Origin of the sequence: Streptomyces sp. P9-A2 (assembly GCF_036634175.1) — a bacterium.
Taxonomy (GTDB): Bacteria; Actinomycetota; Actinomycetes; order Streptomycetales; family Streptomycetaceae; genus Streptomyces; species Streptomyces pratens.
This window is the reverse complement of the sequence record NZ_JAZIFX010000001.1, coordinates 132,759-154,628: the sequence shown is the minus strand read 5'-3', so window position 1 is coordinate 154,628 and position 21,870 is coordinate 132,759. Positions and strand designations below refer to the sequence as shown.

General features: G+C 72.0%; 12 protein-coding genes. 9 read left to right on the top strand and 3 right to left on the bottom strand.

The features are described 5' to 3' along the window. The first annotated feature begins 330 nt into the window (after positions 1-330). Both V4Y04_RS00670 and V4Y04_RS00665 read left to right on the top strand, forming a co-directional pair. Positions 331-840 carry a hypothetical protein gene (locus tag V4Y04_RS00670; protein ID WP_332425004.1) on the top strand — a complete coding sequence of 170 codons (510 nt, stop codon included), beginning with the start codon at positions 331-333 and terminating at the stop codon, positions 838-840. 148 nt (positions 841-988) lie between these two features. Continuing rightward, a complete protein-coding gene (locus V4Y04_RS00665; RefSeq protein ID WP_332425002.1) occupies positions 989-2,416 on the top strand; it encodes a flotillin family protein in 1,428 nt (475 codons plus the stop codon). A gap of 457 nt (positions 2,417-2,873) precedes the next feature. On the opposite strand, the gene V4Y04_RS00660 is transcribed toward V4Y04_RS00665, so the two are convergent. Together V4Y04_RS00660 and V4Y04_RS00655 are read right to left on the bottom strand one after the other, a co-directional pair. Continuing rightward, the gene (locus V4Y04_RS00660) at positions 2,874-11,501 is read right to left on the bottom strand and encodes an SDR family NAD(P)-dependent oxidoreductase (RefSeq protein ID WP_332425000.1); all 8,628 of its coding nucleotides are present in this window, start codon (positions 11,499-11,501) and stop codon (positions 2,874-2,876) included. A 750-nt stretch (positions 11,502-12,251) separates the two neighbouring features. Then, positions 12,252-13,181, bottom strand: a complete 930-nt coding sequence (locus tag V4Y04_RS00655; RefSeq protein ID WP_332424998.1) for a GNAT family N-acetyltransferase — start codon at positions 13,179-13,181, stop codon at positions 12,252-12,254. Positions 13,182-13,498: 317 nt separating this feature from the next. Here V4Y04_RS00655 and V4Y04_RS00650 point away from each other — a divergent pair, with 317 nt between their 5' ends. Both V4Y04_RS00650 and V4Y04_RS00645 read left to right on the top strand, forming a co-directional pair. After that, on the top strand, positions 13,499-14,611 hold the full coding sequence (locus V4Y04_RS00650; protein WP_332424997.1) for a glutamate--cysteine ligase: 1,113 nt from the start codon (positions 13,499-13,501) through the stop codon (positions 14,609-14,611). A gap of 331 nt (positions 14,612-14,942) precedes the next feature. Continuing rightward, entirely contained in the window at positions 14,943-15,770 is an 828-nt protein-coding gene (locus tag V4Y04_RS00645) for an isocitrate lyase/PEP mutase family protein (protein WP_332424995.1), read from the top strand. A 524-nt stretch (positions 15,771-16,294) separates the two neighbouring features. Here V4Y04_RS00645 and V4Y04_RS00635 read toward each other — a convergent pair. Then, the gene (locus V4Y04_RS00635) at positions 16,295-17,209 is read right to left on the bottom strand and encodes a LysR substrate-binding domain-containing protein (RefSeq protein WP_332424993.1); all 915 of its coding nucleotides are present in this window, start codon (positions 17,207-17,209) and stop codon (positions 16,295-16,297) included. Between the two features lie 143 nt (positions 17,210-17,352). Between V4Y04_RS00635 and V4Y04_RS00630 the strand changes: the two genes are divergently transcribed. The 5 genes from V4Y04_RS00630 (at position 17,353) to V4Y04_RS00610 (ending at position 21,426) form a co-directional block, all read left to right on the top strand. Then, positions 17,353-18,357, top strand: coding sequence for an aldo/keto reductase (locus V4Y04_RS00630; RefSeq protein WP_332424992.1), 1,005 nt, complete (start codon positions 17,353-17,355; stop codon positions 18,355-18,357). Positions 18,358-18,389: 32 nt separating this feature from the next. After that, positions 18,390-18,809 (top strand): SRPBCC family protein, encoded by a 420-nt coding sequence (locus V4Y04_RS00625; protein WP_332424990.1) that lies wholly within the window; start codon positions 18,390-18,392, stop codon positions 18,807-18,809. Between the two features lie 242 nt (positions 18,810-19,051). Continuing rightward, on the top strand, positions 19,052-19,453 hold the full coding sequence (locus V4Y04_RS00620; protein WP_332424988.1) for a hypothetical protein: 402 nt from the start codon (positions 19,052-19,054) through the stop codon (positions 19,451-19,453). 381 nt (positions 19,454-19,834) lie between these two features. Next, on the top strand, positions 19,835-20,182 hold the full coding sequence (locus tag V4Y04_RS00615) for a hypothetical protein (protein WP_332424986.1): 348 nt from the start codon (positions 19,835-19,837) through the stop codon (positions 20,180-20,182). Between the two features lie 416 nt (positions 20,183-20,598). Further along, positions 20,599-21,426 carry a restriction endonuclease gene (locus V4Y04_RS00610; RefSeq protein WP_332424984.1) on the top strand — a complete coding sequence of 276 codons (828 nt, stop codon included), beginning with the start codon at positions 20,599-20,601 and terminating at the stop codon, positions 21,424-21,426. The last annotated feature ends 444 nt before the right edge of the window (positions 21,427-21,870 follow it).

Genomic DNA, 21,870 nt, shown 5'->3' with positions numbered 1-21,870 from the left:
TGGGACACGGCATGTTGGAGAGGTCCCCGCGCCGGACGGTCCCGCAGGCCCTCGCGGTCGGCCCAGGGGCGTTGATCCTGCCGGAGTAGAGCAACGGCTGTGTGCCGCCCGGCGCCCCGCCGCGCCCCGGGCCGAGACGCGGGGGCCGTGGGCATCTCGCCTCGCGTCTCCGTAACCTGTACCGCGGCCGGAGCGGGAGCGGAACCCCGGCATCCGTCGGAAGGCGGCATCAAGAACGCGTAAAGATTGCCGAGTTCCGGCAATGTGTTCGAGCCGGGCCGTGTGGGAGTATGCGGATGCGGGAGATCACCGAGTGGAAGCGAGGCCCGAATGGACTGGTTTGTGGGTCTCGGTATCGCGGGACTGCTTCTGTTGCTGTTCTCGTTGATCTTCGACGGGATCCTGGAAGGCCTGTTCGGCGGCGTGCTGGACGGGCTGTTCGACGGACTCCTGTCGCTGCCGGTCATCGCCGGGTTCGTGTCCATGCTCGGCTTCGGCGGCGCGATCGTCCTCGGCACGACGGATCTGGGGACCACCGGAGCGACGGCGGTCGGTGTGGTGGCCGGGACGGCCGCGGGGTGGTTGACCTGGAAGCTCAGCCGCGCCCTCATGCGGGACCAGACAGCTGCCACCCCGCGCGGCGGCGATCTCGTCGGCACCTCCGGCTCCGTGGTGACCGCCATCCCGGCCCAGGGGTACGGAGAGGTGCTGGTGTATCTCGCCGGACAGCCGCTGAAGCTGGCCGCGAAGAGCTCAGGGCCCGTCGCGCGGGGCGTCGAGGTCTGGGTGGAGTCCGCGCTGTCCGCGACATCGGTGGCGGTCCGGCCGGTCGAGCGCTGACCGGTACGTCACCGCAGCGCGCCGCCCACCCGCCCGAGCCTTCCGTTCCCGCGGTCGCCGTATGTCCCGTGTTCCGCATTGCCCACGTTCATGTCCGATCCGAACCACATCGCCGTCCCCCGGGGAGGGCTGAGGGGATTTCACACATATGAGCTCTGTACTGATAGCAGTGGTAGGAGTCGTCGTACTCCTGGTCCTGCTGGCGCTCGTGGTGGTCACTCGCTACAAGGTCGCGGGCCCCAGCGAGGCGTTCATCGTCACCGGCCGGCGCGGCAAGCAGTCCACCGACCCCGAGACCGGCCGGATCTTCACCGACAACAGCGGCCAGAAGGTCGTGGTCGGCGGCGGTGTTTTCGTCGTGCCCTTCGTCCAGCAGAAGTTCACCCTCGAACTGTCCAGCCGGCACATTCCGATCGCTGTCCGGGGCGCGGTCACCCTGCGCGGGGTGAAGGCGAACCTCGAGGGTGTCGCCATCGTCAAGGTCGGCGGCACCGAGGACTCGATCCGCGCCGCGGCCCAGCGCTTCCTCGACCAGCAGGACGGCATCGTCGGGTTCACGCAGGAAGTGCTCTCCGGCGCGCTGCGCTCCATCGTCGGGCGCATGTCCGTCGAGGACATCATCCGCGACCGTGCCGCCTTCGCCGGGCAGGTCGCGGAGGAGGCCGAGGCCAGCCTGTCCGGGCAGGGCCTCGTGCTGGACGCCTTCCAGATCCAGGACATCACCACCGAGGGCTCCTACCTGCAGGACCTGGGCCGGCCCGAGGCGGCCCGCGCCAAGCAGGAGGCCGACATCGCCGAGGCCGTCGCCCGGCGCGCCTCCGAGCAGGCCCGGCTCAAGGCGGAGGAGGAGATCGCGATCGCCCAGCGCACCTTCGCCCTGAAGCAGGCCGAGATCAAGGCCGAGACGGACGAGGCCGCCGCCCGCGCCGACGCCGCCGGCCCGCTCGCCGAGGCAGCCCGGCGGCAGGAGGTCCTGCAGGAGCAGGAGAAGGTCGCGGCCCGGCAGGCCGCGCTGACCGACCGCGAACTGGACACCAAGGTCCGCAAGCCCGCCGACGCCGCCCGCTACCAGGCCGAGCAGGAGGCCGAAGCCCGCCGTATCGCCTCGGTCAAGGAAGCCGAGGCGGCCGCCGAGCGGGCACGGCTGACCGGTGAGGGTGAGAAGGCCCACCGCGCGGCGCTCGCCGACGCCGTACGCCTCGAGGGTGACGCCGACGCCGCCGCGATCGCTGCGAAGGGTTCGGCGGAGGCCGAAGCCATGCACAAGAAGGCCGACGCCTTCGAACGCTACGGCGACGCGGCGGTGCTGCAGATGCTGGTCGAGGTGCTGCCGCAGGTCGTCGGCAAGGCCGCCGAGCCGCTGGCCGCCGTGGACAAGCTGACCGTCATCTCCACCGACGGCGCGGGGCAGCTCACGCGCACCGTCACCGACAACGTCGTCCAGGGCATGGAGCTCCTCAACTCCGCCACCGGAGTCGACCTCGCGCAGCTCCTCCAGGGGCTCACCCGGCGCGGTACGTCGGCGACGCCCGCTCCCGTCGAGCCCGCCAACGGCAAGGTCGACATCTCGGAGTGACATTTCCGGCACCGGAGCCCGCACGCCCCTCCCGGCGTGCGGGCTCCGGTGCCGTGCGTACGACGTGGAAGGACGCGGGCAACTCCGCACCGGACGTCACGACGTCACCCGCACCGTGTCGGTGAAGGACACCGGAGGGCTTCGCCACCTCCAGGGCCGGCGGGTGTCCCTCGACCGGCTACCGGAAGAAAGATCCGAAGTGGCCCCACTCCCAACTGTGAAGCGGGACCACGGGCGAGCCTCGTCGTGCGGGCGGGAGCGATCTCCTTGTCCGGCGGGCCGGCCGCGCAGAGGACGAGATGGATCGCCCCTGGCCCCCTTGCCGACGCCGGCTGCCACGGTGTGCCGCCGGCGGTCTGTTCGCAGCGGCCTGACCGCACCACCGCCGATCCCACCCGGTCTTGAACCCGCCCCGGGTGGGACCCCCGCGTCAAGTCGACAACGCCGTCAAGACGCCTCAAGGGCGACCGGCGTGGTGCTGCCCGCTTCCGTCGTCGGCGTCGTCCGGGAGCCCCTGGTCCGCATCGCTCCCGCCGTCGAGGAGACCGTCACCGGCCATGGACTCCGACCGGTACCAGGCGTCGGGGCGTCGTCGGTCCGGACCGGCCAGCCAGTGGTGGACCGCGAGCGCGGTGGTACGGGCGTGCTCCTCCAATACGGTGAAATGGTCCCCGGGCACGGTGACTTCGGTGTGCGGCAGCCCCCAGACCGGAGCGGGCTCCGCACCGGGCAGTGGATCCCGGGCCCGTACGAAGAGGGTGGGGGAGACGAGCCGCGAGGGCTGCCGGCCGGCGAAGAGTTCGAAGTATCCGGCCATGGCGGTGAGCCGGTCAGGGCCGGCCGGGAGGAACTCTGCAGCCCGGTGCAGCATGTCCGTCGTCATGGCGGAGAGCGCCTGGTCCTGGTCGTCACTGCTTGGATAGGTGTCCACCAGGACGACGGCGAGCGGGGCGAAGCCTTCGGCTTCCAGCCGCTCGGCCACGGCATGAGCCACCCAGCCACCGGCCGACCGGCCCACCAGGACCAGCGGTGCGTCACCCGCGGCCGCGCGGACGGTGGCGGTCTGAGCGGTGACGAGGGCGTCCAGTGTGGCCGGCAGCGCCTCCCCGGGGCCGAACCCCGGATGCCGTACCGCCAGGACCGGTCGCAGACCCCGCAGCCCGACGCCGAAGCGGGCGTACTCCTGGGGTCCGGAGAGCGCGCTGAGGGCAGGGAAGCAGACCAGCCGGGGTCCCGCACCGCCCCGTGCGAGCGTGACGGGTTCGAGTGCCGCACCGGGCGCTCCGGCGCTGTCGAAGACCGGGCGAAGGCGCGCGGCGATCGTGAGCAGAGCCATGCCGTCCCAGGTCTGCCCCCGGGCGCAGGCGGAGCGGAAGAGCGTCTCCAGGGAATCCGAAGCACCCCCGGCGTCCGGTGAGCTCCCGGCACGCACCGGGGCTTCCGGCCGACCGGCCGTCTCCGGACCGCCGGGAACACCGTCGTCCGCCGGTCGGCCGGGGCTGCCCGGACGGCCGACGGCATCCGGCGATTCGGGGGCGTCGGATGCGCCAGGTGCGTCGGGAGGAGCCGCCTCCCGCGCGTACCGTTCCGCCAGCTCGGCGGCGACCGCACGCGGAGTCGGGAAGTCGAACAGCAGCGTGGACGGCAGAGCCAGCCCTGTCGACGCCACGAGCAGGTTGCCCAGATCGACCGCGGCCAGGGAGTCGAGCCCCAGGTCGGCCAGCAGGTCGTCCCCGTCGATCGCACCCGCCCCCTCCGGGTGGCCCAGTACCGAGGCCGCCAGAGTCCGCACCTCCGTGAGCAGCAGCTCACCCCGCTCACCGGGTGAAGCGGCCGCCAGCCGTCGGACGAGCGGAGCCCCGCCCCCGCCGCCCGCGCCCGTCGTGGCGGAACCGGGCACCCGGGACCGGCCCGCCGCCGGAACGCCGTGGCTCAGGGCGGCCGGGCCGAAGCGGGCCGCCACCACCACCGGGTCGTCACCGGCCACGGCGGCGTCGAAGAGGGCCAGGCCCTCCTCCTTTTCCAATGGGTCGAATCCTGAGCGGGCCATCCGCCGCAGGTCCGTGTCGGTGAGGTGCGCCATCATGCCCTCGTTCTGCCGCCAGGGACCCCAGACGATCGACGTACCGGACAGACCGAGACGCCTCCGGTGTCGTGCCAGAGCGTCCAACACGCAATTTGCGGCCGCGTAGTTGGCCTGACCGGCGGAGCCGAAGGTACCCGCCACCGAGGAGAACAGCGCGAACATCGCCAGGTCGCGTCCCCGGGTCAGCTCGTGCAGGGCGAGGGCGGCGCCCGCCTTGGGCCGCAGCACCCGCTCCAGCCGGTCGGCCGTGAGCGCCGGGACGATGCCGTCGTCCAGCACCCCCGCGGCGTGCACCACGCCGGTCAGCGGATGGGCCGCCGGCACCGCGTCGAGCAGGGCGGCGAGCGCCGTCCGGTCCGCGACGTCACACGCCCGGACGGTGACCTCGGCGCCTGACCTGCCCAGTTCCGCGACGAGTTCGTCCACCCCCGAAGCGTCCGGTCCACGCCGGCCGGCGAGCAGCAGATGCCGGACGCCGTGGGCGGTGACCAGGTGCCGTGCCACCAGTACGCCCAGGGAACCGGTGCCGCCGGTGACCAGGACGGTGCCCTCCGGATCGAGCCGCCGCCGGGGCCGCCGTTCCCCCGTCGCCTCGGCCACCCGTACCGGCTTCGGTACGTACGCCGTGCCCCGTCGTACGGCCGTCTCCGGCGCCGCGGCGGCCAGCAGGGCGGGGAGGAGGCGCCAGGAGTCGGGGTGATCGTCCATGTCGACCAGGGCGAAACGGCCCGGATTCTCCCGCAGGGCCGAGCGGACCAGCCCCCATACCGGTGCGTGGGCCGGTACGGAAGCACACCCGTCGGATGCGCCGGAATCCCCGGAACCGGTGCCGCCGTCGATCGGACCGCCGCAGACCGGACCGCCGTCGACCGGACCACCGTCCTCCGGGGCGACGGCGCCGGAGGTGACGAGGACGAGACGGGAGTTCGCCGGGTGCGGTGCGGCGAGCCACTCCCGTATCAACTCCAGTGCCCAGCCCGCCGCCCACCGCGGCTTTGCCGCCGGGTCCCGCGCATCGCCGGTCGTGGCCGGCGGCGGCGGGCACGGTGCGACGAGGACGGCCGGCGCCGTGCCGCCCGCCGCCGGGCCGGCGTACACCGGAACGCCGGAGCCCCGGGGTGCGAGCACATCCACCAGTCGTGTGCCCGCCGCGCCCAGGACGCCCCACGGAGGTACCACCGCGGGCACGGGCGGCTCCGGCAGCGGCACCCAGTCCATCCGGTGGAGAGCCCCGGTGACCGGATCCGCTGTTCCCCCTCCGGTGCGCGGAAGGGGTCGGAGCGTCAACGAACGTACCGAAACCACCGGCGTGCCCGCCGTGTCGGTCAGCTCCACCCCGGCCCGCCCGTCCGGCCCGAGGGCGATCCTCACCCGCAACCGCCGCGCGGCGGCCGTGTGCAGGCGCACCCCGCTGAAGGCGAACGGCAGGGACACCCCGCCATCCCCCGTCCCGGCACGGCCCTCCCCGGCACGGTCCGCCGCGCATCCGTCGAGTGCCAGGGCGTGCAGCGCCGCGTCCAGCAGCGCGGGATGCAGGACGAATCCCGGGCCTCCCGCGTCCGGGAGCGCAACTCCGGCGGTCTCCGGCAGCGCGACCTCTGCGTACAGCTCGTCCCCGAGCCGCCAGGCGCCGCGCAGGCCCCGGAAGGCGGGGCCGTAGCTCAGCCCGTGCCCGGCCAGCCGCTCGTACGGGTCGGCGTCCGGGGCGTCGGTGCGCAGCGGCACCGCGTCCGGCGGCGGCCAGGGCGTGGTGCCGGCCACGGTGGCAGCCGCTTTGCGGTCCGTCGACCGCTGCTCCGGCACGAGCGTCCCGGAGGCGTGCCGTTGCCAGGGCCGGTCGCCCGCCGGCGAGTGCGGCCGGGAGTGGAAGAGCAGGGTCCGCCGTCCCGTGTCATCGGGCCCGGACACCTTCATCTGCAGCTCGACGGCGCCGTCCGCAGGCAGTGACAGCGCTGTGGTCAGGGCGAGTTCGTCCAGGACGGGCGCGCCGGCCGACTCACCGGCGTGCAGGGCCATCTCCACGAAGGCGGCCGCCGGCAGCAGCACCGCCCCCGCCACCACGTGGTCGGCCAGCCAGGGCTGATGGCGCACCGAGAGCAGCCCGCTCAGCAACAGCCCGTCGTCGTCGGCCATCATGGTGCGGGACGAGAGGAAAGGATGGGCCGGGGTGTCCGACGGAGACGTGGACCGATGCCGCGGGGTGGCGTCGAGCCAGTACCGGCGGCGCTGGAAGGCGTACGTGGGCAGGGCGACGCGCCGACCGCCGCGCCCGGCGAAGACGGCCCGCCAGTCCACGGGCACGCCATGGGTGTGCAACGCGGCCACGGTGTCGAGCAGGGCGTCCGCCTCCGGCCGCGCCCCGCGCAGGGTCGGCAGGACCAGAGGTGCCGGAGTCCGCTCGCCGCCGGACGCTCCGCCCGTGCCCGTGCCCGTGCCCATGTCCGTGCCTGTGCCTGTGCCTGTGCCCATGTCCGGGCCCGCCGGTGCCGGGCCCGGCACGGAGAGGCAGCCTTCGACCAGGCCGGTGAGCACTCCGCGCGGACCCAGCTCGACGTAGTGCGCCGCGCCCCGGCCGCGGAGGTGCGCCACCGAATCGGCGAAGCGGACCGGCCGACGGACGTGGTCCACCCAGAACTCCGGCGAGCTCAGCTCCTCGTCGGTGGCCGCCCGGCCCGATACGGCGCTGACCAGAGGAATGCGCGGAGTGGAGAAGGAGAGGCGCCGCACGACCTCGGCGAAGTCGGCCAGCATGGGTTCCATCCGCGCGGAGTGGAAGGCGTGGCTGACCCGCAGTGGCGTCGTGGACCGGCCCCGCTCCCGGAAGTACGCGGCGGTCTCCCGCACCGCGGCCTCGTCCCCGGAGACGACCACCGAAGCGGGACCGTTGACGGCGGCGATCTCCGCCGCACCCTTTGTCTCGGCAAGGCGGGCGGCCACCTCGTCCGCTCCGGCGGCCACGGCGGCCATCGCACCGCCCGGAGACAGCGCGTCCATCAACCGGCCCCGGGCCGCCACCAGGACGCAGGCGTCCGCGAGGGACAGCACCCCGGCGGCATGCGCCGCGGCCACCTCGCCCACCGAGTGCCCGGCCACCAGGTCCGGGCGCACACCCCAGGCCTCGAGCAGCCGGAACAGGGCCGTCTCCAGGGCGAAGAGCGCCGGCTGCGCGAACCGGGTCGTGTGCAGGAGCGCGCCCGTCTCCGTGCCGGGGCCGGCGAACACGACGTCCAGCAGGGGCACCGGCAGCAAGGGGTCGAGCAGGGAACAGCACTCGTCGAACGACCGGGCGAAGCTCGGATGTAGTTCCCGGGACTCGTACAACTCACGTCCCATACCCACGCGTTGGCTTCCCTGGCCGGTGAAGAGAAGGGCCAGCGGTCCCCGGCGGCGGGACGTGCCCGTCCGCACCCGGGGCCGGCTCGCGCCCTCCGCCACCACCCGCAGGGAGGCGAGCAGTTCCGCACGGTCCCGGGCCACCACCACGGCCCGGTGCTCGAAGGCCTCACGGGTGGTGGCGAGGGAGTACCCGATGTCCACCAAGGCCGTGTCCGGGTCGGCGGCCACCTGTTCGTACAGCCGTCGCGCCTGGGCCCGCAGCCCCGGCCCGCTCCTCGCAGACACCGCGACAGCCACGGACGCCGGCATCGCCCCGCCGTCGACACGGTCCCTCCCGGCCCCGTCGTCCGCCGCGGAAACCGGCGGCGGAGTGTTCCGGTCCGCCGGGGCCTCCTCGAGCACCACATGGGCGTTGGTGCCGCTGATACCGAAGGAGGACACCCCCGCCCGGCGCGGGCGGTCCGTTCCCGGCCACTCCACCGACCGGTTCAACAGCGTCATCCGCCCCGACGACCAGTCGACCCGGCGACTCGGCTCGTCGGCGTGCAGCGTACGCGGCAACACGCCGTGCGCCATCGCCTGCACCGTCTTGATCACGCCCGCCACCCCGGCGGCGGCCTGGGTGTGACCGATGTTCGACTTCACCGAGCCCAGCCGGAGCGGACGCTCCCGTGTCGCTCGCCCGTACGTCGCCAGAAACGCCTCCGCCTCGATGACATCGCCCAGCCGGGTGCCGGTGCCGTGCGCCTCCACCGCGTCGACGTCCCCCGGGGTCAGTTCCGCGTCCGCGAGGGCCTGCCGGATCACCCGCTGCTGTGCCGGCCCGTGCGGCGCCGTCAGTCCGTTGCTCGCCCCGTCCTGGTTCACCGCCGAGCCGCGCACCACGGCCAGCACCGGAAGCCCGGCGCGGCGCGCCTCGGACAACCGGCTCAGCAACAGCATCCCGGCGCCCTCGGCCCACCCCGTGCCGTCGGCGGACGCGCCGAACGCCTTGCAGCGGCCGTCCGGGGCCAGCGCCCGCTGGCGGCTGAACTCCACGAACGACGCGGGCCCCGACATCACCGTGGCCCCGCCGGCCAGCGCGAAGGAACACTCGCCCCGGCGCAGCGCCTGGGCCGCCAGGTGCAGGGCCACCAAGGACGAGGAACACGCCGTGTCCACCGTGATGGCCGGGCCCTCCAGGCCGAAGGTGTAGGAGATACGGCCCGAGGCGACACTTCCGGCGCTGCCGAGGCCGAGGTAGCCCTCGACATGCTCGGGCACCTCCGTGAGGCGGCCGGCGTAGTCGCTGTACATCAGCCCGACGTACACCCCGGTCGGCGAGCCGCGCAGGGTGCGGGGGACAAGGCCGGCGCGTTCGAAGGTCTCCCACGCCACTTCGAGCAGCAGCCGGTGCTGCGGGTCCATGGCCTGGGCCTCGCGGGGGGAGATGCCGAAGAAGCCGGGGTCGAAGCGGTCCACGCCGGTGAGGAAGCCGCCCTCACGCACATACGTCCGGCCGGACCGGCCCGGATCCGGGTCGTACAGTGCCTCCGTGTCCCAGCCCCGGTCCGTGGGGAACGGGCCGATGGCGTCCCTCCCGTCGGCCACCAGCCGCCACAACTCCTCGGGGGAGGTCACGCCTCCGGGATAGCGGCAGGCCATGCCCACGATCACCACGGGGTCGTCGTCCGGCCGGGCCGCTCCACGGTGCGTGATCCCGGCGCCGGACGGTGCGGCGGCGCTCGCGGCACTCGCGGCGCTTCGCGAGCGGAGGTGGGCGGCGAGCGAGGCGGCCGTGGGGAAGTCGAAGGCGACGGCCTCGGAGAGCGGAAGGCCGGTCGCCGCCGACAACCGCTCCCGCAGCACGGTCGCCGTCAGCGAGTCCATGCCCAGGTCCCGGAGCGCCGTCGTGGGCTCCACCGCCTCCGCCGTACGGCCGAGAACGGCCGCCGCCTCACTCCGCACCAGGGCCAGCAGGTCGTCCGCCGGCCCCCCGGCCGCCGGCGTGCCGAGCGTTCGCGTGGGCCCGTCGGCGAGGGCATGCCGCAGGACCTTCCCGGAGGCGGTACGGGGGATGCGTTCCACCTCGTACAGCTCGACGGGCACCTTGAAAGCGGACAGTTCCGCACGACAGGCGGCGAGGACCGACCCCCTGGCCGGCACACCGCCGCCCGGCTCGGGGACCAGATAGCCGACCGGCACCTCACCGAAGACGGGATGCGGGCGTCCGGCCACGGCGGCGTCCGCCACCCCGGGCAGCCTCCGCAGCACCGCCTCCACCTCCGACGGATGGATGTTCACCCCGCCCCGGATGATCAGCTCACTCACCCGGCCGGTGATCACGATGTCCCCGGAGGCCTCGATCCTGGCCAGGTCGCCGGTGCGGAACCAGCCCTCGCGCAGCACCTCGGCGGTGGCCTCCGGCCTGCCGTGGTAGCCGGCCATGACGCCGGGTCCGCTCACCCACAACTCGCCCTCGCCGGAGTCCCGTCCGTCCGTGCCACCGCCGACCCGGACCCGGGTGCCGGGCAGCGCCCGGCCGCACGACCCGGCCTTCGACGTGTCACCCGGTGCCGCCATGGTGACCGGGCCCGCCTCGGTGCTGCCGTAGTGCTCCAGATAGGGGGTGCGGCAGATCGCCTCGAAGGACTTCCGGAATGCGGGCCCCGCCGAAGCTCCGGCGCTGACACAGCCCCGCAGCGCGGGTGTTCCGAGGCCGCCGTCGGCTTTGTCGCCCTCCTCGCGCCGGACCGCGTCGAGCAGGGCCGAATACGTCGTCGGCACCCCGCCGAGAAGGGTGTAAGGGGCGTCCGTACGGCGCAGCTCACCGAGTACCTCCGCCACCGAGAACCGGGGCGCGAGAGTGGCCCCGGCCCCGGTCGCGGTCACCCCGAGGACGCAGACCACCTGGCTCATGGCGTGGTGGAGGGGCAACGGCCACAGCACCCGGTCCTCTTCGGACATGCCAAGAATGCCGACGAGGCCCGTCGCGACCGGCGAGAGGCGGTTGCGCTGGGTGGACAGGACCCCCTTGGGGGTGCCGGAGGACCCGGAGGTGTAGAGCAGCCACGCCACCTCGTCCAGCCCGAGATCGTCCCGGGCGGGAATCCCGGGCTCCGTACCCGCCAGCTCCTCGTAGCGCAGAGCACCGCCCGCGGCCACGGACCCGTCCGTCAACGCGCCGGAGCCCTCGGACGACGGAATATCCCCGTCCTCCTCGCCGCCCTCGGCCGTCACCACGATCAGCCCGGGGCGGGACAGGAGTTCCTGATGATGCGCCAGTCGGGCCTCATCGGTGATGAGCACGTGCGCACCGCAGTCGTCCAGCAGACGGGCCAACTCCGCCCCCGAGCTCCCGGGATCCAGCGGTACGCCCACTCCGCTCGCCCGGGTGACGGCGAGTGAGCTCTCGACCGCCTCGACGCGGTTGCCGAGCAGGAGGGCCACCCGCTCGCCCCGCGCCAGGCCGAGCCGCGCCAAGTGGCCGGCCAGCCGCCCGGTCCTTCGCTCCAGGTCCCGGTAGGTCCGCCGCGTACGGCGGTCCTGGAAGGCGACTTTCTCCCCGAGGCGCCGGGCATGCTCCCGGAGCGACTCCGGCAGTGGCCTGATGATGTCCGCGTCTGCACTCACTTGCTCGAACCCTCCCATGGACTCGTAGGTGAGGATGGCGGCGCGGTCCACCTGGTTCCCCCGCGACGGCGGAGCCGCACGGTGCCGGGACGATCTCGAAGGCTCGCGAAAACACGGGGACGAACGGATCGCCGGCCTCAGGAGCTCCGAGGGCGGCCTCGCGAAGCGGAATCGCTTTCCATGATGAGGTTCCTCCTGCTCCGGCGTACCCTGGGCCGACGCGGCGGCAGAGTGCCGGTCGAATCCTTCGCCCGCACGGACACCGTCTCCCCACCATCACTCAAACGTGATGCTGCGAAGCCCGACCGTTCGGCCCGTGTCGCGTCGATGCCGACCGCATCGGCCGCGGAACGGCAGAAACGGACGCTTCCCCGAGTGGCACAGGGCCGACGACGGCGGACGTGGCCGTGGGCACGCCCACTCCGGTCGTCCCGGAGGGAGCTTTCACGAGCCTTGAGCGTGCCGCCCGAGCAGCGAGGCCCCTGCGCCCCTGTCCGAGGCGAGCACTGCGGCCGGCTCGGTAGGCGAAGACGCTTTTGGCGTCGTCCACCACGGCACCACCGTCATCCTCGAGACCATCGAGTACGTACGCGATCTCCATGGTCGGCGTTCGACGCGAACTCTTCCCCGAAGCACGCTGTACAGATCATCGAGCAGCAGCCGGCCGACGCCGACCACATCAAACGCCGCCCCGCGACCGGAACGTGCCGATCATCTTCGCGGGCACCACGGCCGTTCGGGAGTTCTGACCGACGGCCCGTAGAACCGACGGAGTGCGGAGGGCGGGGCCGGCGGGCGGAATCAGCTCAGGACGGTTTCCCAGGTGTCGACGGCGAAATGGGTCGTCATCCCGTGGCGGTCGTACAGCCGGGGAGCCCCGGTGGCGTTCGCGGTGTCCACGCCGAGCCCGATGGCGTCCCGGCCCCGTGCCGCGAAGGCCGCGAAGGCGTGCCGGAGCAGGAAACCGCCAAGACCCAGACCGCGGGCCCCGGTCAGAACGCCGAGGCCGGGGATCCACCCCATGGCCTCCCGGTCGTCGCGCGCCAGCAGGAACCCGGCGTCCCCCAGCTCGTCGGTGGAGACGATCCACACCAGGGACCAGTCCAGCGCGTCGGCGTCGATGTCGTGCAGCCACTGGTCGTACGGGCGCGGCTGGAAGTCGAAGTGGTCGACGAAGGAAGCCTGGTGGAGCGCGTGGACGCGGGCCCGGTCCTCCTCGGCGCCGCAGTTCCGTATCAGCACGCCGGCGGGTACCTCGGGCACCACGTCCCGTGCGGGATCCAGCGGGCGGCGCTTCACGTGATATCGCCGTACGACCTGCCAGCCCCGCCTCAGGAGCAACTGCGTGTCGAGGGTGGGCGTCACGTTGAGGTGGAGGTGGACCACGGCTCGCCCGGCGCCGTTCTCCCGTGCCTTCTCCAGCGCCCTGGCCTCCATCGCCTCCAGCAGGTGTGCACCGGGCCGCTGATGGTCGGGCAGCACGTAGTGGTCGATGTCGATGCGGTCGCCGCCTGACTCGTCCCACAGCAGCCCGTAGGCCACCAGCACGTCCCCGTCCCACATGAGCCACGAGTCGCGCTCCGGATCGGTCCCGGGGCGTTTCAGGTCGGCCTGGACGGTGTGCAGGTCAGTCTCGGGCCGGCCGATCTCGATCTCGTCGACCTTGTTGAGTAGTTCGGTGATGGCGGGCGCGTCCATGAGCGAGGCAGGCCGCAGGGAGTAGGAGTGCATGACCACCAAGAGTCCGGGGAGGAAGCACGGGCCGCAACGGCTTTTCCGGCGGCCGCCCGCACCCGGGGAGGCCTGACGTTCTTCGGCGTGGAGCGGGAGCGCGTCTTCCCGCAGCCTCGTTTCGGCGAGCGGTGCCCGGCCTTGTCGCAGCCTGCCTCCGTGTCCCGGGCCGCCGGTGGATGCATCGAGGCCCCGGCTGCCGTCGGCAGGGAGCCCGGCGCCTCCTCCAGGCATGGTGTGTCGTCGCGGGGGCACCTGCTCACCAGTCCTCCGGGCGGGCCCGGAGGACTGGTGAGCAGGAGACAAGGGGCGACGGCATGCGAAGTGTGGGTGTGGAAGAGGAACTACTGCTGGTGGACCCGAACAGTGGTGCGCCGGTCGCCGTCTCCGACGCGGCGCTCGCGGCTGCCGACCGCCGGGCCTGGCAGCACGGAGGGGCCGGCGCGAAGGACCACCAGTTCGAGGGGGAGCTTCAACAGGAGCAGGTGGAGTTCGCGACCGAGCCGGTGACGGAGATGGGCCGGCTCCAGGAGGAGATCACCCGCTGTCGCAGGGAGGCGGCGCGGCACGCGGACACTGCCGGCGCGAGAGTGGCGGCTGTGGCGACTTCGCCGTTGGCTGTCGAGCCGTCGCTGAGTACCGGTACCCGTTATCGGTGGCTGGGTGAGCAGTTCGGGGTGACGGCTCAGGAGCAGTTGACCTGTGGCTGCCATGTGCACGTGTCGGTGGACTCCGACGAGGAGGGTGTGGCTGTCCTGGACCGTATACGCCCGTGGCTGGCGGTTCTGACGGCGATGAGCGCGAACTCCCCTTTCTGGCAGGGGCAGGACACCGGTTACGGCAGCTATCGCAGCCGGGTGTGGAACCGCTGGCCGTCCGCCGGGCCGGTCGAGATCTTCGGGTCCGCCGACCGCTACCACGAGCAGGTTACCGCCATGGTCGAGACGGGGGTCCTCCGTGACGAGGGCATGATCTACTTCGATGCCCGGCTCTCCGCCTCGTATCCCACCGTGGAGATCCGTGTGGCGGACGTGTGCCTGGACGCTTCTCTACCTGTGCTGCTGGCCGCGCTCGCGCGTGCCCTGGTGGAGACGTCCGCCCGGGCCTGGCAGGACGGCGTACCGCCGGCCAGGGTCGGGACGGGTCTGCTGCGCCTGGCCTCGTGGCGAGCGGGACGCTCGGGTCTCGACGGTCCCCTCCTGCACCCCGAGACCATGCGCGAGACCTCCGCGGTCGGGGCGGTCCAGGCTATGTACCGGCACGTTCGCGAGGCGCTGGTGGACCACGGCGACGACGATCTCGTCCGCGAGGGCATCGCCCGCCTCCTCGAACAGGGCAACGGGGCGCGTACGCAACGCCGTTTGCTGGCCGAGGAGGGCAGCCTCACCCGCGTCATGACCCGCTGTGCCGACTTGACCACGAACAGCTGACCGTCCTTCCGGTACGCGGTTTCGGCGCCGTCAGGGCGATCGCGGCTGAGAGGGAACACGGGGTCTTGCGCCTGGCCTACCGGATCGGGAAACTGCGGAGGGCCGGAGACCTCGATATCCCGAAGCAGGGCAGCACCGCCCGCCGGAAACACCCGCCGACCAGGATGTAGCGGATCGCGGCGGACGAACCCGGTGTCTCCCGTCGCATGTGGGGGTCATCCTGGGGCGGGGGCTGTCCTTGTGCGAGGTCGTTTTCTCGCCGGGCCCGAGGCCGACGTCCATGTCGGATTCCTGCCGGAAAGCGGGCGCCGGTCGATGTTTGACTGCGTCCATGACCCTCACACAGTCAGACAACGCCAAGGACGCCCACCTCTTCCGTTCCTTGCACGCCTCACCTGCCCCCCTCGCGCTCGCCAACGCCTGGGACGTTGCGAGCGCCCGCGTCATCGAGGCCGCGGGCGCCCCCGCGATCGCCACCACCAGCGCCGGCGTCGCCTGGTCACTGGGTTCTCCGGACGGTGAGGTCCTCGCCCGCAACCGAGCACTGGAACTGATCGCCCGGATCGTCGCCGCCGTCGCGGTCCCGGTCACCGCTGACATCGAGGGCGGGTACACGAAGGACGCCGCCGGCATTGCCGAGACCGTCACCGGAGTGCTCGCGGCGGGCGCCGTCGGCATCAACATCGAGGACGGCGCCCGACCCCCGGCAGAGCTCGCGAAGCGGCTGGCCGTGGCCCGGCAGGCCGCCGACCACGCAGGCGTGGACCTGTTCCTCAACGCCCGCATCGACACCTTCCTGTTCGGGCTCGGCGACCCGGACACCCGGCTGAAGGAAACCCTGGCCCGGGCACACATGTACATCGAGGCGGGCGCGGACGGCATCTTCGTCCCCGGCGTGGCCGACACCGCCACCATCGCGGCGTTGGCCGGAGACATCTCCATGCCGCTGAACGTCATGGCCGGCCCCGGCACACCGACCGTTGCCGAGCTCGGCGCCCTCGGAGTGGCTCGCGTCAGTCTCGGCTCGGGCGTGGCACAAGCCGCCTACGCCGCTGCCCGCCGCGCCGCGCAGGAGCTTTTCGGCACCGGCGGCTACGACTCACTCGCCGAAGGAATCACCTTTTCCGAACTCAACGCAATCCTCTCCAAGCCCTGTTGACCGGCCCGCCGGCCGGGCTCGCACACCCGAAGGAGCGACCGGCATCCCAGCGCGCCCGCTGCAGCGCCGGTGGGGAGCCCCTCTTCCCGTGCGAGTCGGAGGCGGGTGCCCTCCGGTCAAAACGATGTACGCGTGAGGCAGCAGCCGGTCGGTAAGCACGCAGAACCCGGCCGGCGAACCGGACGACCGCGCCGTCGGTCGGACCCGGGCGACTGTCCACGAAGATCCCTTCGGTGGCCGACGAGCGCCGCCCCCTCCCGGCCTTCGTACCGGCTGCCTGCCGGGCCGGTGACGCATCCGCTTCCGTTTTCGCTTCCGAAGAGGTCATGGCCTGCGAGTGCCCGTGCCACGTGGATGGTCCCGCTCCGCACCGTATGTGGTCCTCGCCGACAAGAAGTACTGCTCACGAGCCGTCCGCAAGCACCTGCGCAAGCGCGGTATCCGTACGGTCGTACCTGCCCCTGCCGACGAGCGGTATCGGGTGAGGGTGCGTCAGGTTGCCGACGGCAGCGTGGCGCCGGGGTTCAGCCGGTGAGGTCGTGCTCCTCGTTTCCGGTGCTCAGGACGGTTGCGCGGAACGAGGCGACGACGGGACGGAGATCGATCCGGTGCCAGGCGGCCCACAGGCGCACGGACCTCTGGAACCAGGGGAGGTCGCGGACTGTGACTCCTGGGATGTGGCCGCGCAGCATGCTCTTCTGTACGAACGCCATGCCGAGCCCTGATGCGACGAGGCCGAGTGCGGTGAGGGGGTCCGGCGCCTCCAGCCGGATGTCGGGGGTGAAGCCGGCGGCGGTGCAGGACGCGACGAAGCCGTCCCGCCAGGTGAGGTCCTGGCTGTCTTCCATGGCGACCCACGGCTGGGCGTCCAGGTCACCGGGCGGGATCTCCGTCGCGCCGGCGAGGGGATGGCTGTTCGGCATGGCCAGGAACAGGGGGTCTTCGAAGAGGAGGGTGCTGCGCAGGTCCGGGTCGGTCTCGGGTGGTGCCTGCGGGACCAGGGCGATATCCAGGCTGCGTTGGCGGAGTCCCTCGAACTGCTGTGATGCGGGCAGGTCGTAGAGGGCGACATGGATCCCGGGGCGGTCGTCGTGCAGCGCCCGCAGGGCCCGGGGGAGAAGGCCGGTGTGCATGGCGTCGCCCACGTATCCCACACACAGGCCGCCCTCCTCGCCCCGGCCGAGGCGCCGGCCCAGGTTCTCCAGCCGGTCCGCGTGCCGCAGCAGGGCCGTGGCCTCGGTGAGGAAGACGTGGCCGTCGGAGGTGAGCCGAATACGCTGCTGGCTGCGCTCGAACAGGGTGAGGCCCAGGCTCTTCTCCAGCTGAGCGATCTGCCGGCTCAGCGGCGACTGCGAGATGTGCAGGCGTTCGGCGGCCCGGCCGACATGTTCCTCTTCGGCGACGGCCACGAAATACCGGAGTTGGCGCAGGTCAAGCATTTAAGACCTCTCAGGACTCAAGTCCGTCCAAGCAAGTCTTGGACAGTCTCACCCGTCGATCCTAGCCTCGACAGAGCAAGAGCCGCGGAGCGGAAAAACCCTATGTAACTCCGCGTCACGCAATGAAGAGAAGGATTTTCCCCATGGGCATCAAGTCCCTTCTGCCGGGCACCCTCGGCTTCGGTACCGCACCGCTGGGCAACATGTTCCGCAGCATCCCGGACGAGGAGGCCGCGGCCACCGTCGAGGCCGCCTGGAACCAGGGCATCCGCTACTTCGACACCGCCCCGTTCTACGGCGCCGGTCTGTCCGAGATCCGCCTGGGCGAGGTCCTCGCCGGCCGACCGCGCGACGAGTTCGTGCTCAGTACCAAGGTGGGCCGCGTCATCCTGGACGAGTCGGAGGACCCCACCACCCGAGACCTGGGCGAAAAGGGCGGCCTCTTCGAGTACGGCCGCCGGAACAAGGTGATCGACGACTACACGGCGGACTCCACCCTGCGCTCGATCGAGGACAGCCTCACGCGCCTGAAGACGGACCGCCTCGACATCGTCTGGGTGCACGACGTGGCCCAGGACTTCCACGGAGACCGCTGGCCGGCCGTCTACGAGACCGCGCGCACCGGCGCTTTCCGCGTGCTGCAGCGACTCCGCGAGGAAGGCGTCATCAAGGCCTGGGGCCTCGGCGTCAACCGGGTGGAGCCGATCGAGCTCACCCTCGACCTGGACGAGCCCCGGCCGGACGCGTTCCTCCTGGCCGGCCGCTACACCCTCCTCGACCACAACCGGTCCCTGCAGCGCCTGCTGCCCGCGGCTACCGAGCAGGGCGTCGACATGGTCGTCGGAGGCCCCTACAGCTCCGGCGTCCTCGCCGGCGGCCGACACTTCGAGTACCAGCAGGCCCCGGCGGAAATCGTCACCAGGGTCGAGCGGATCAAGACGCTTGCCGCCGAGCACGGTGTGAGCGTCAAGGCCGCAGCGCTGCAGTTCGTACTGGCCCACCCCGCCACGGCCGCCGTCATACCCGGCGCCACCCGGCCCAGCCGCATCGCCGAGGACGTCGCCGCCCTCACCGAGAGCGTCCCGGTCGCCTTCTGGGACGCCCTGCGCGACGAGAAGCTCATCGCCGCCCACGCTCCCACCGCTTGACACACCACGGCACACCACAGAAAGCACCCACCATGGCCACCACCACCGTATCCCTCGACCTGCCGCAGGGCCCCGACCGCGTCTGGCAGCTCATCGGCGGTTTCGGATCCCTGCCCGACTGGCTCCCCTACATCCCCGAGAGCGAACTGGGTGAAGGCGGCCGTGTACGCCGCCTGACCAACCAGGACGGCGGCGTCATCATCGAGCGCCTCCATGCCTTCGACCACGATGCGCGCAGCTACTCCTACACCATCGAGCAGGCGCCCTTCCCGGTGACCGGCTACCGCTCCACTCTGCGCGTCCACGCCGTTCCCGGCAGCCGCGACGCCTCGCGCGTCGAATGGTCCGGCACGTTCACCCCCGTGGGCGTCAGCGACGCCGAAGCCGAGGACCTCTTCCACGGCATCTACACCGAGGGCCTCGCCGCACTCGAGAAGACCGCAAGCGCCTGAGGCGCAACGGCATCACCGAGCGCCGCCGACACGTACTGGCGGCGCTCGGTGATGCCGGGAATTGCGCCAGGGACCATCGACGCACCATACGCAGGGACGTGTCCGGGGTGCATGCGGCATGCTCCAGGAGCGCGGTCTGCAACAGGGGGAGGACTGCACGCTGTGGGAAGAGCTGCGTGAGTCCCGCCTCGCCTGCCAGCCGCCCGGCCCGACTGTCGGACCGCGCCTTTACAGTCGTCTGCATGACCAAGCCGTTGATCCGGGCCACCGAGGCCGGTGGGAAGTCCATCGACGACCCGTCGGAGGTGGCTGTCCATGACCTGCTGGCCGACATGAATCTGTCGCACCCGTTCGTGATCGTCGAGCGGACCGACAGGGAACCGGTGGGCCGGCACTTCATGCAGGTCTACCTGAACGATGATCTCAGCTACCAGGTCGAGTATCGCGAGGGCGGTGACCGTCTGCACTTCGAGGCGCATGTGCCGTGGCAGGGGGACATCGTCGGACCCGAGACGGTGGCCAAGGTCATCGGGGACTGGATGCGCGGCGGCGATGGCTGGCGCACGGCACTGCCCTGGACTCCGCTCTTTCCGGCCGGCAAGGACCGGCTGCGGAGTGGGGATCCGGGGCTCGGCAGCCGCTGAGCCGTCAGGCCGTACGTCCGGTGGCAAGACGCCACCGACCAGTGCCTGTGGGAGATCACCGCCGAAGGACTCGAAGAGGCCTACTTCAGCGAGTGACGTTGAATGAAGTGTGTGACGGTGCAGCGCCGGGCGGGACGGCGTGCGTTGCCCAGCGGATGCGAGGCCGACCGCACAACGAGGCGCCGGCCGGGCGGACGCGAGCCGTATGGAGGCGTACAGGGAACCGGCGGGCCGATGGGCACGTGAGATCATCGTGTCCACGGCCACAGGGCCCGGACGTTGCCGTCCTGCCGGCCACAGGCTGAGCGGCTCGACCGGAGGGCCGGCGGCACCGGACTGCGGCACCTGGGGATGGGCATGGGGGACAGCGGGACAACGGAAGTGCGCCGGGAACGTGGGCGTGCCGAGCGGCTGACCGAAGGACTGACCGTCGCCGTGGCGTCGGTCCTCTCGTTCGTCCTGCTGGCCGTCCCGGCGCTCGTCTTCGGCGCAACCGTCCGGCACCTGGTCACCGACACCGGTACCACCGTGTTCAGCAGGCTCTCGGCTCCGGTGGTCCTCCTGGCCCTGCTGGCGCTGCCGCTCCTCCTGGCCCGCGTGGTGTTCCGCTCGTGCCGGCGCAAGGGCAGTGAGCGGCTGACGGCGGCGGTCCCGGCAGTACTGACGCTGCTCGGCTCCTCCGTCGTGCCGTTCGTGGCTCTGTGCCTGATCGTCGTGTACGCGGACTGACCTCCGGCTACGGCGGGCAGTCCTTTGTTCACGTCCACCTCCTCCAGACGGCACCGCCCACCGGACGCAAGTGCTCCTCTGACCGACGCCGAAGCCACCCCATGGGGCACCGCCCCCTCCTGGCCGGCCCCCGGACACGACCACCACACCCGTCGACAGGGGGAAGCCGTCCTCCCCGACCTCGTCGCAGGCCAGAATTGTCTGGGCCTGTATGGCCATGTCCTGCACGGACCTGTGCCGCCGCACCCAACCCTCCACCACCGAGCGTTCGTCGGCGGTCGGATCCAGCGGCGCACGCCTCGTCGACGGTGCGGAAGCACGGAGACACGGGTGATCTCACTGGCTCGGTAGAACATCCCGTACCGGGGCAGACGCCTCTTGATCTTCGTTGACGTCCTCGGAGGGGAAGCATCACCATGACCGTACCCGCACGTGCTCCGCGTTCCGGGCGTCGCCCTCGCCGGTTCGAACTCCGTGCGACGGCCCTGTACTTCGTCCTTCTCGCCGTCGTCCTGATATTGGTGGGCACGGCCGTCCGTACCGCGACGGCCGTCGTCGAGCACCATCCTGCCTGGGCCGTCGCGCTCGTCCTCGTGGGCGCCGGCGGTGTCGTGGCAGGTTGCCGTAGAGGGCGCCGGATATCGGCAGCGAGGCTTGCGCGCCATGCCGCGGAAGCCCTGGACGAGGCCACGGAGACGGCGGTCGAAGCCCTCGACACCGCTCCACCGACTCCTGCCGCCGGCCCCGTGGCAGCACGGACCGATCCCTGCGGTGGTCGCCTCGACGTGGAACGGACCGCACCGCTCCCCGAGTCCGTGAACGACGTGTTCGCGAACACTGAGAAGATCGCCTACGAGGCGCTGGATCCCGACGAGTTCGAGCAGGCGATAGCCGAACTGTGCCGACGCGACGGCTGCCTCGACGTGGACGTCGTGGGCGGAGCCGGCGACCTGGGCGCCGACGTCGTGGCGAGGACGCCGGACGGGCGCCTGGTCGTCATCCAGTGCAAGCGGTACTGCGACGCCAACCGAGTCGGTTCCCAGGACATGCAGCGGTTCGGCGGCACGCGTTTCACCGTTCACGGGGCCGATGTCGCCGTCGTGGTCACCACCAGCGACTTCACCGCTCCCGCGATCGAGTACGCCGGACAGTGCGGCATCGTCTGCATGGACGGCCACGAACTCCTGCGCTGGCAGGGCGACGTGGGGCCGCGGCCGTGGGAGCCGGAGTTCGTGGCCGGCTGAAGCGGGGGAGGGCGGGTGGCCGGTGAAGCTCCCACAGATCGTCAAGCGGTCTGCGGGAGCGATTTGGCAGTGGGGCGTGTGAAGCAGATGGCGGTAGATCTCGTGGGCGACGAACCGTTGACGCTCTGCTCCTGGACGCCACGGGCCGGCGGTCGGACGAAGCCGACGACGATGCTGCCACGTCCACCGAGCTGCCGCGGTGGCCCGGCAGCCGCGCCCTGCACGGCCCGCGCCCCGGCGAACCGCGCACGCCCGGCCCTGGTGCGATGTGCAGCTTCTCCTCTTCCGGCGACACGCCCTGATCGCAGACAGCGGACTCGCTCGCCGAGCCCGGCCGGAAGCGTGAGCAGCGCGCTGATCGTCGTACACCCGCCCTCCCGCACGGTCGGCCGGAGAGCAGGTCGAGCCGCTTGTCGAAGCGCCTGCGGGGTGAGGGGCAAGGGA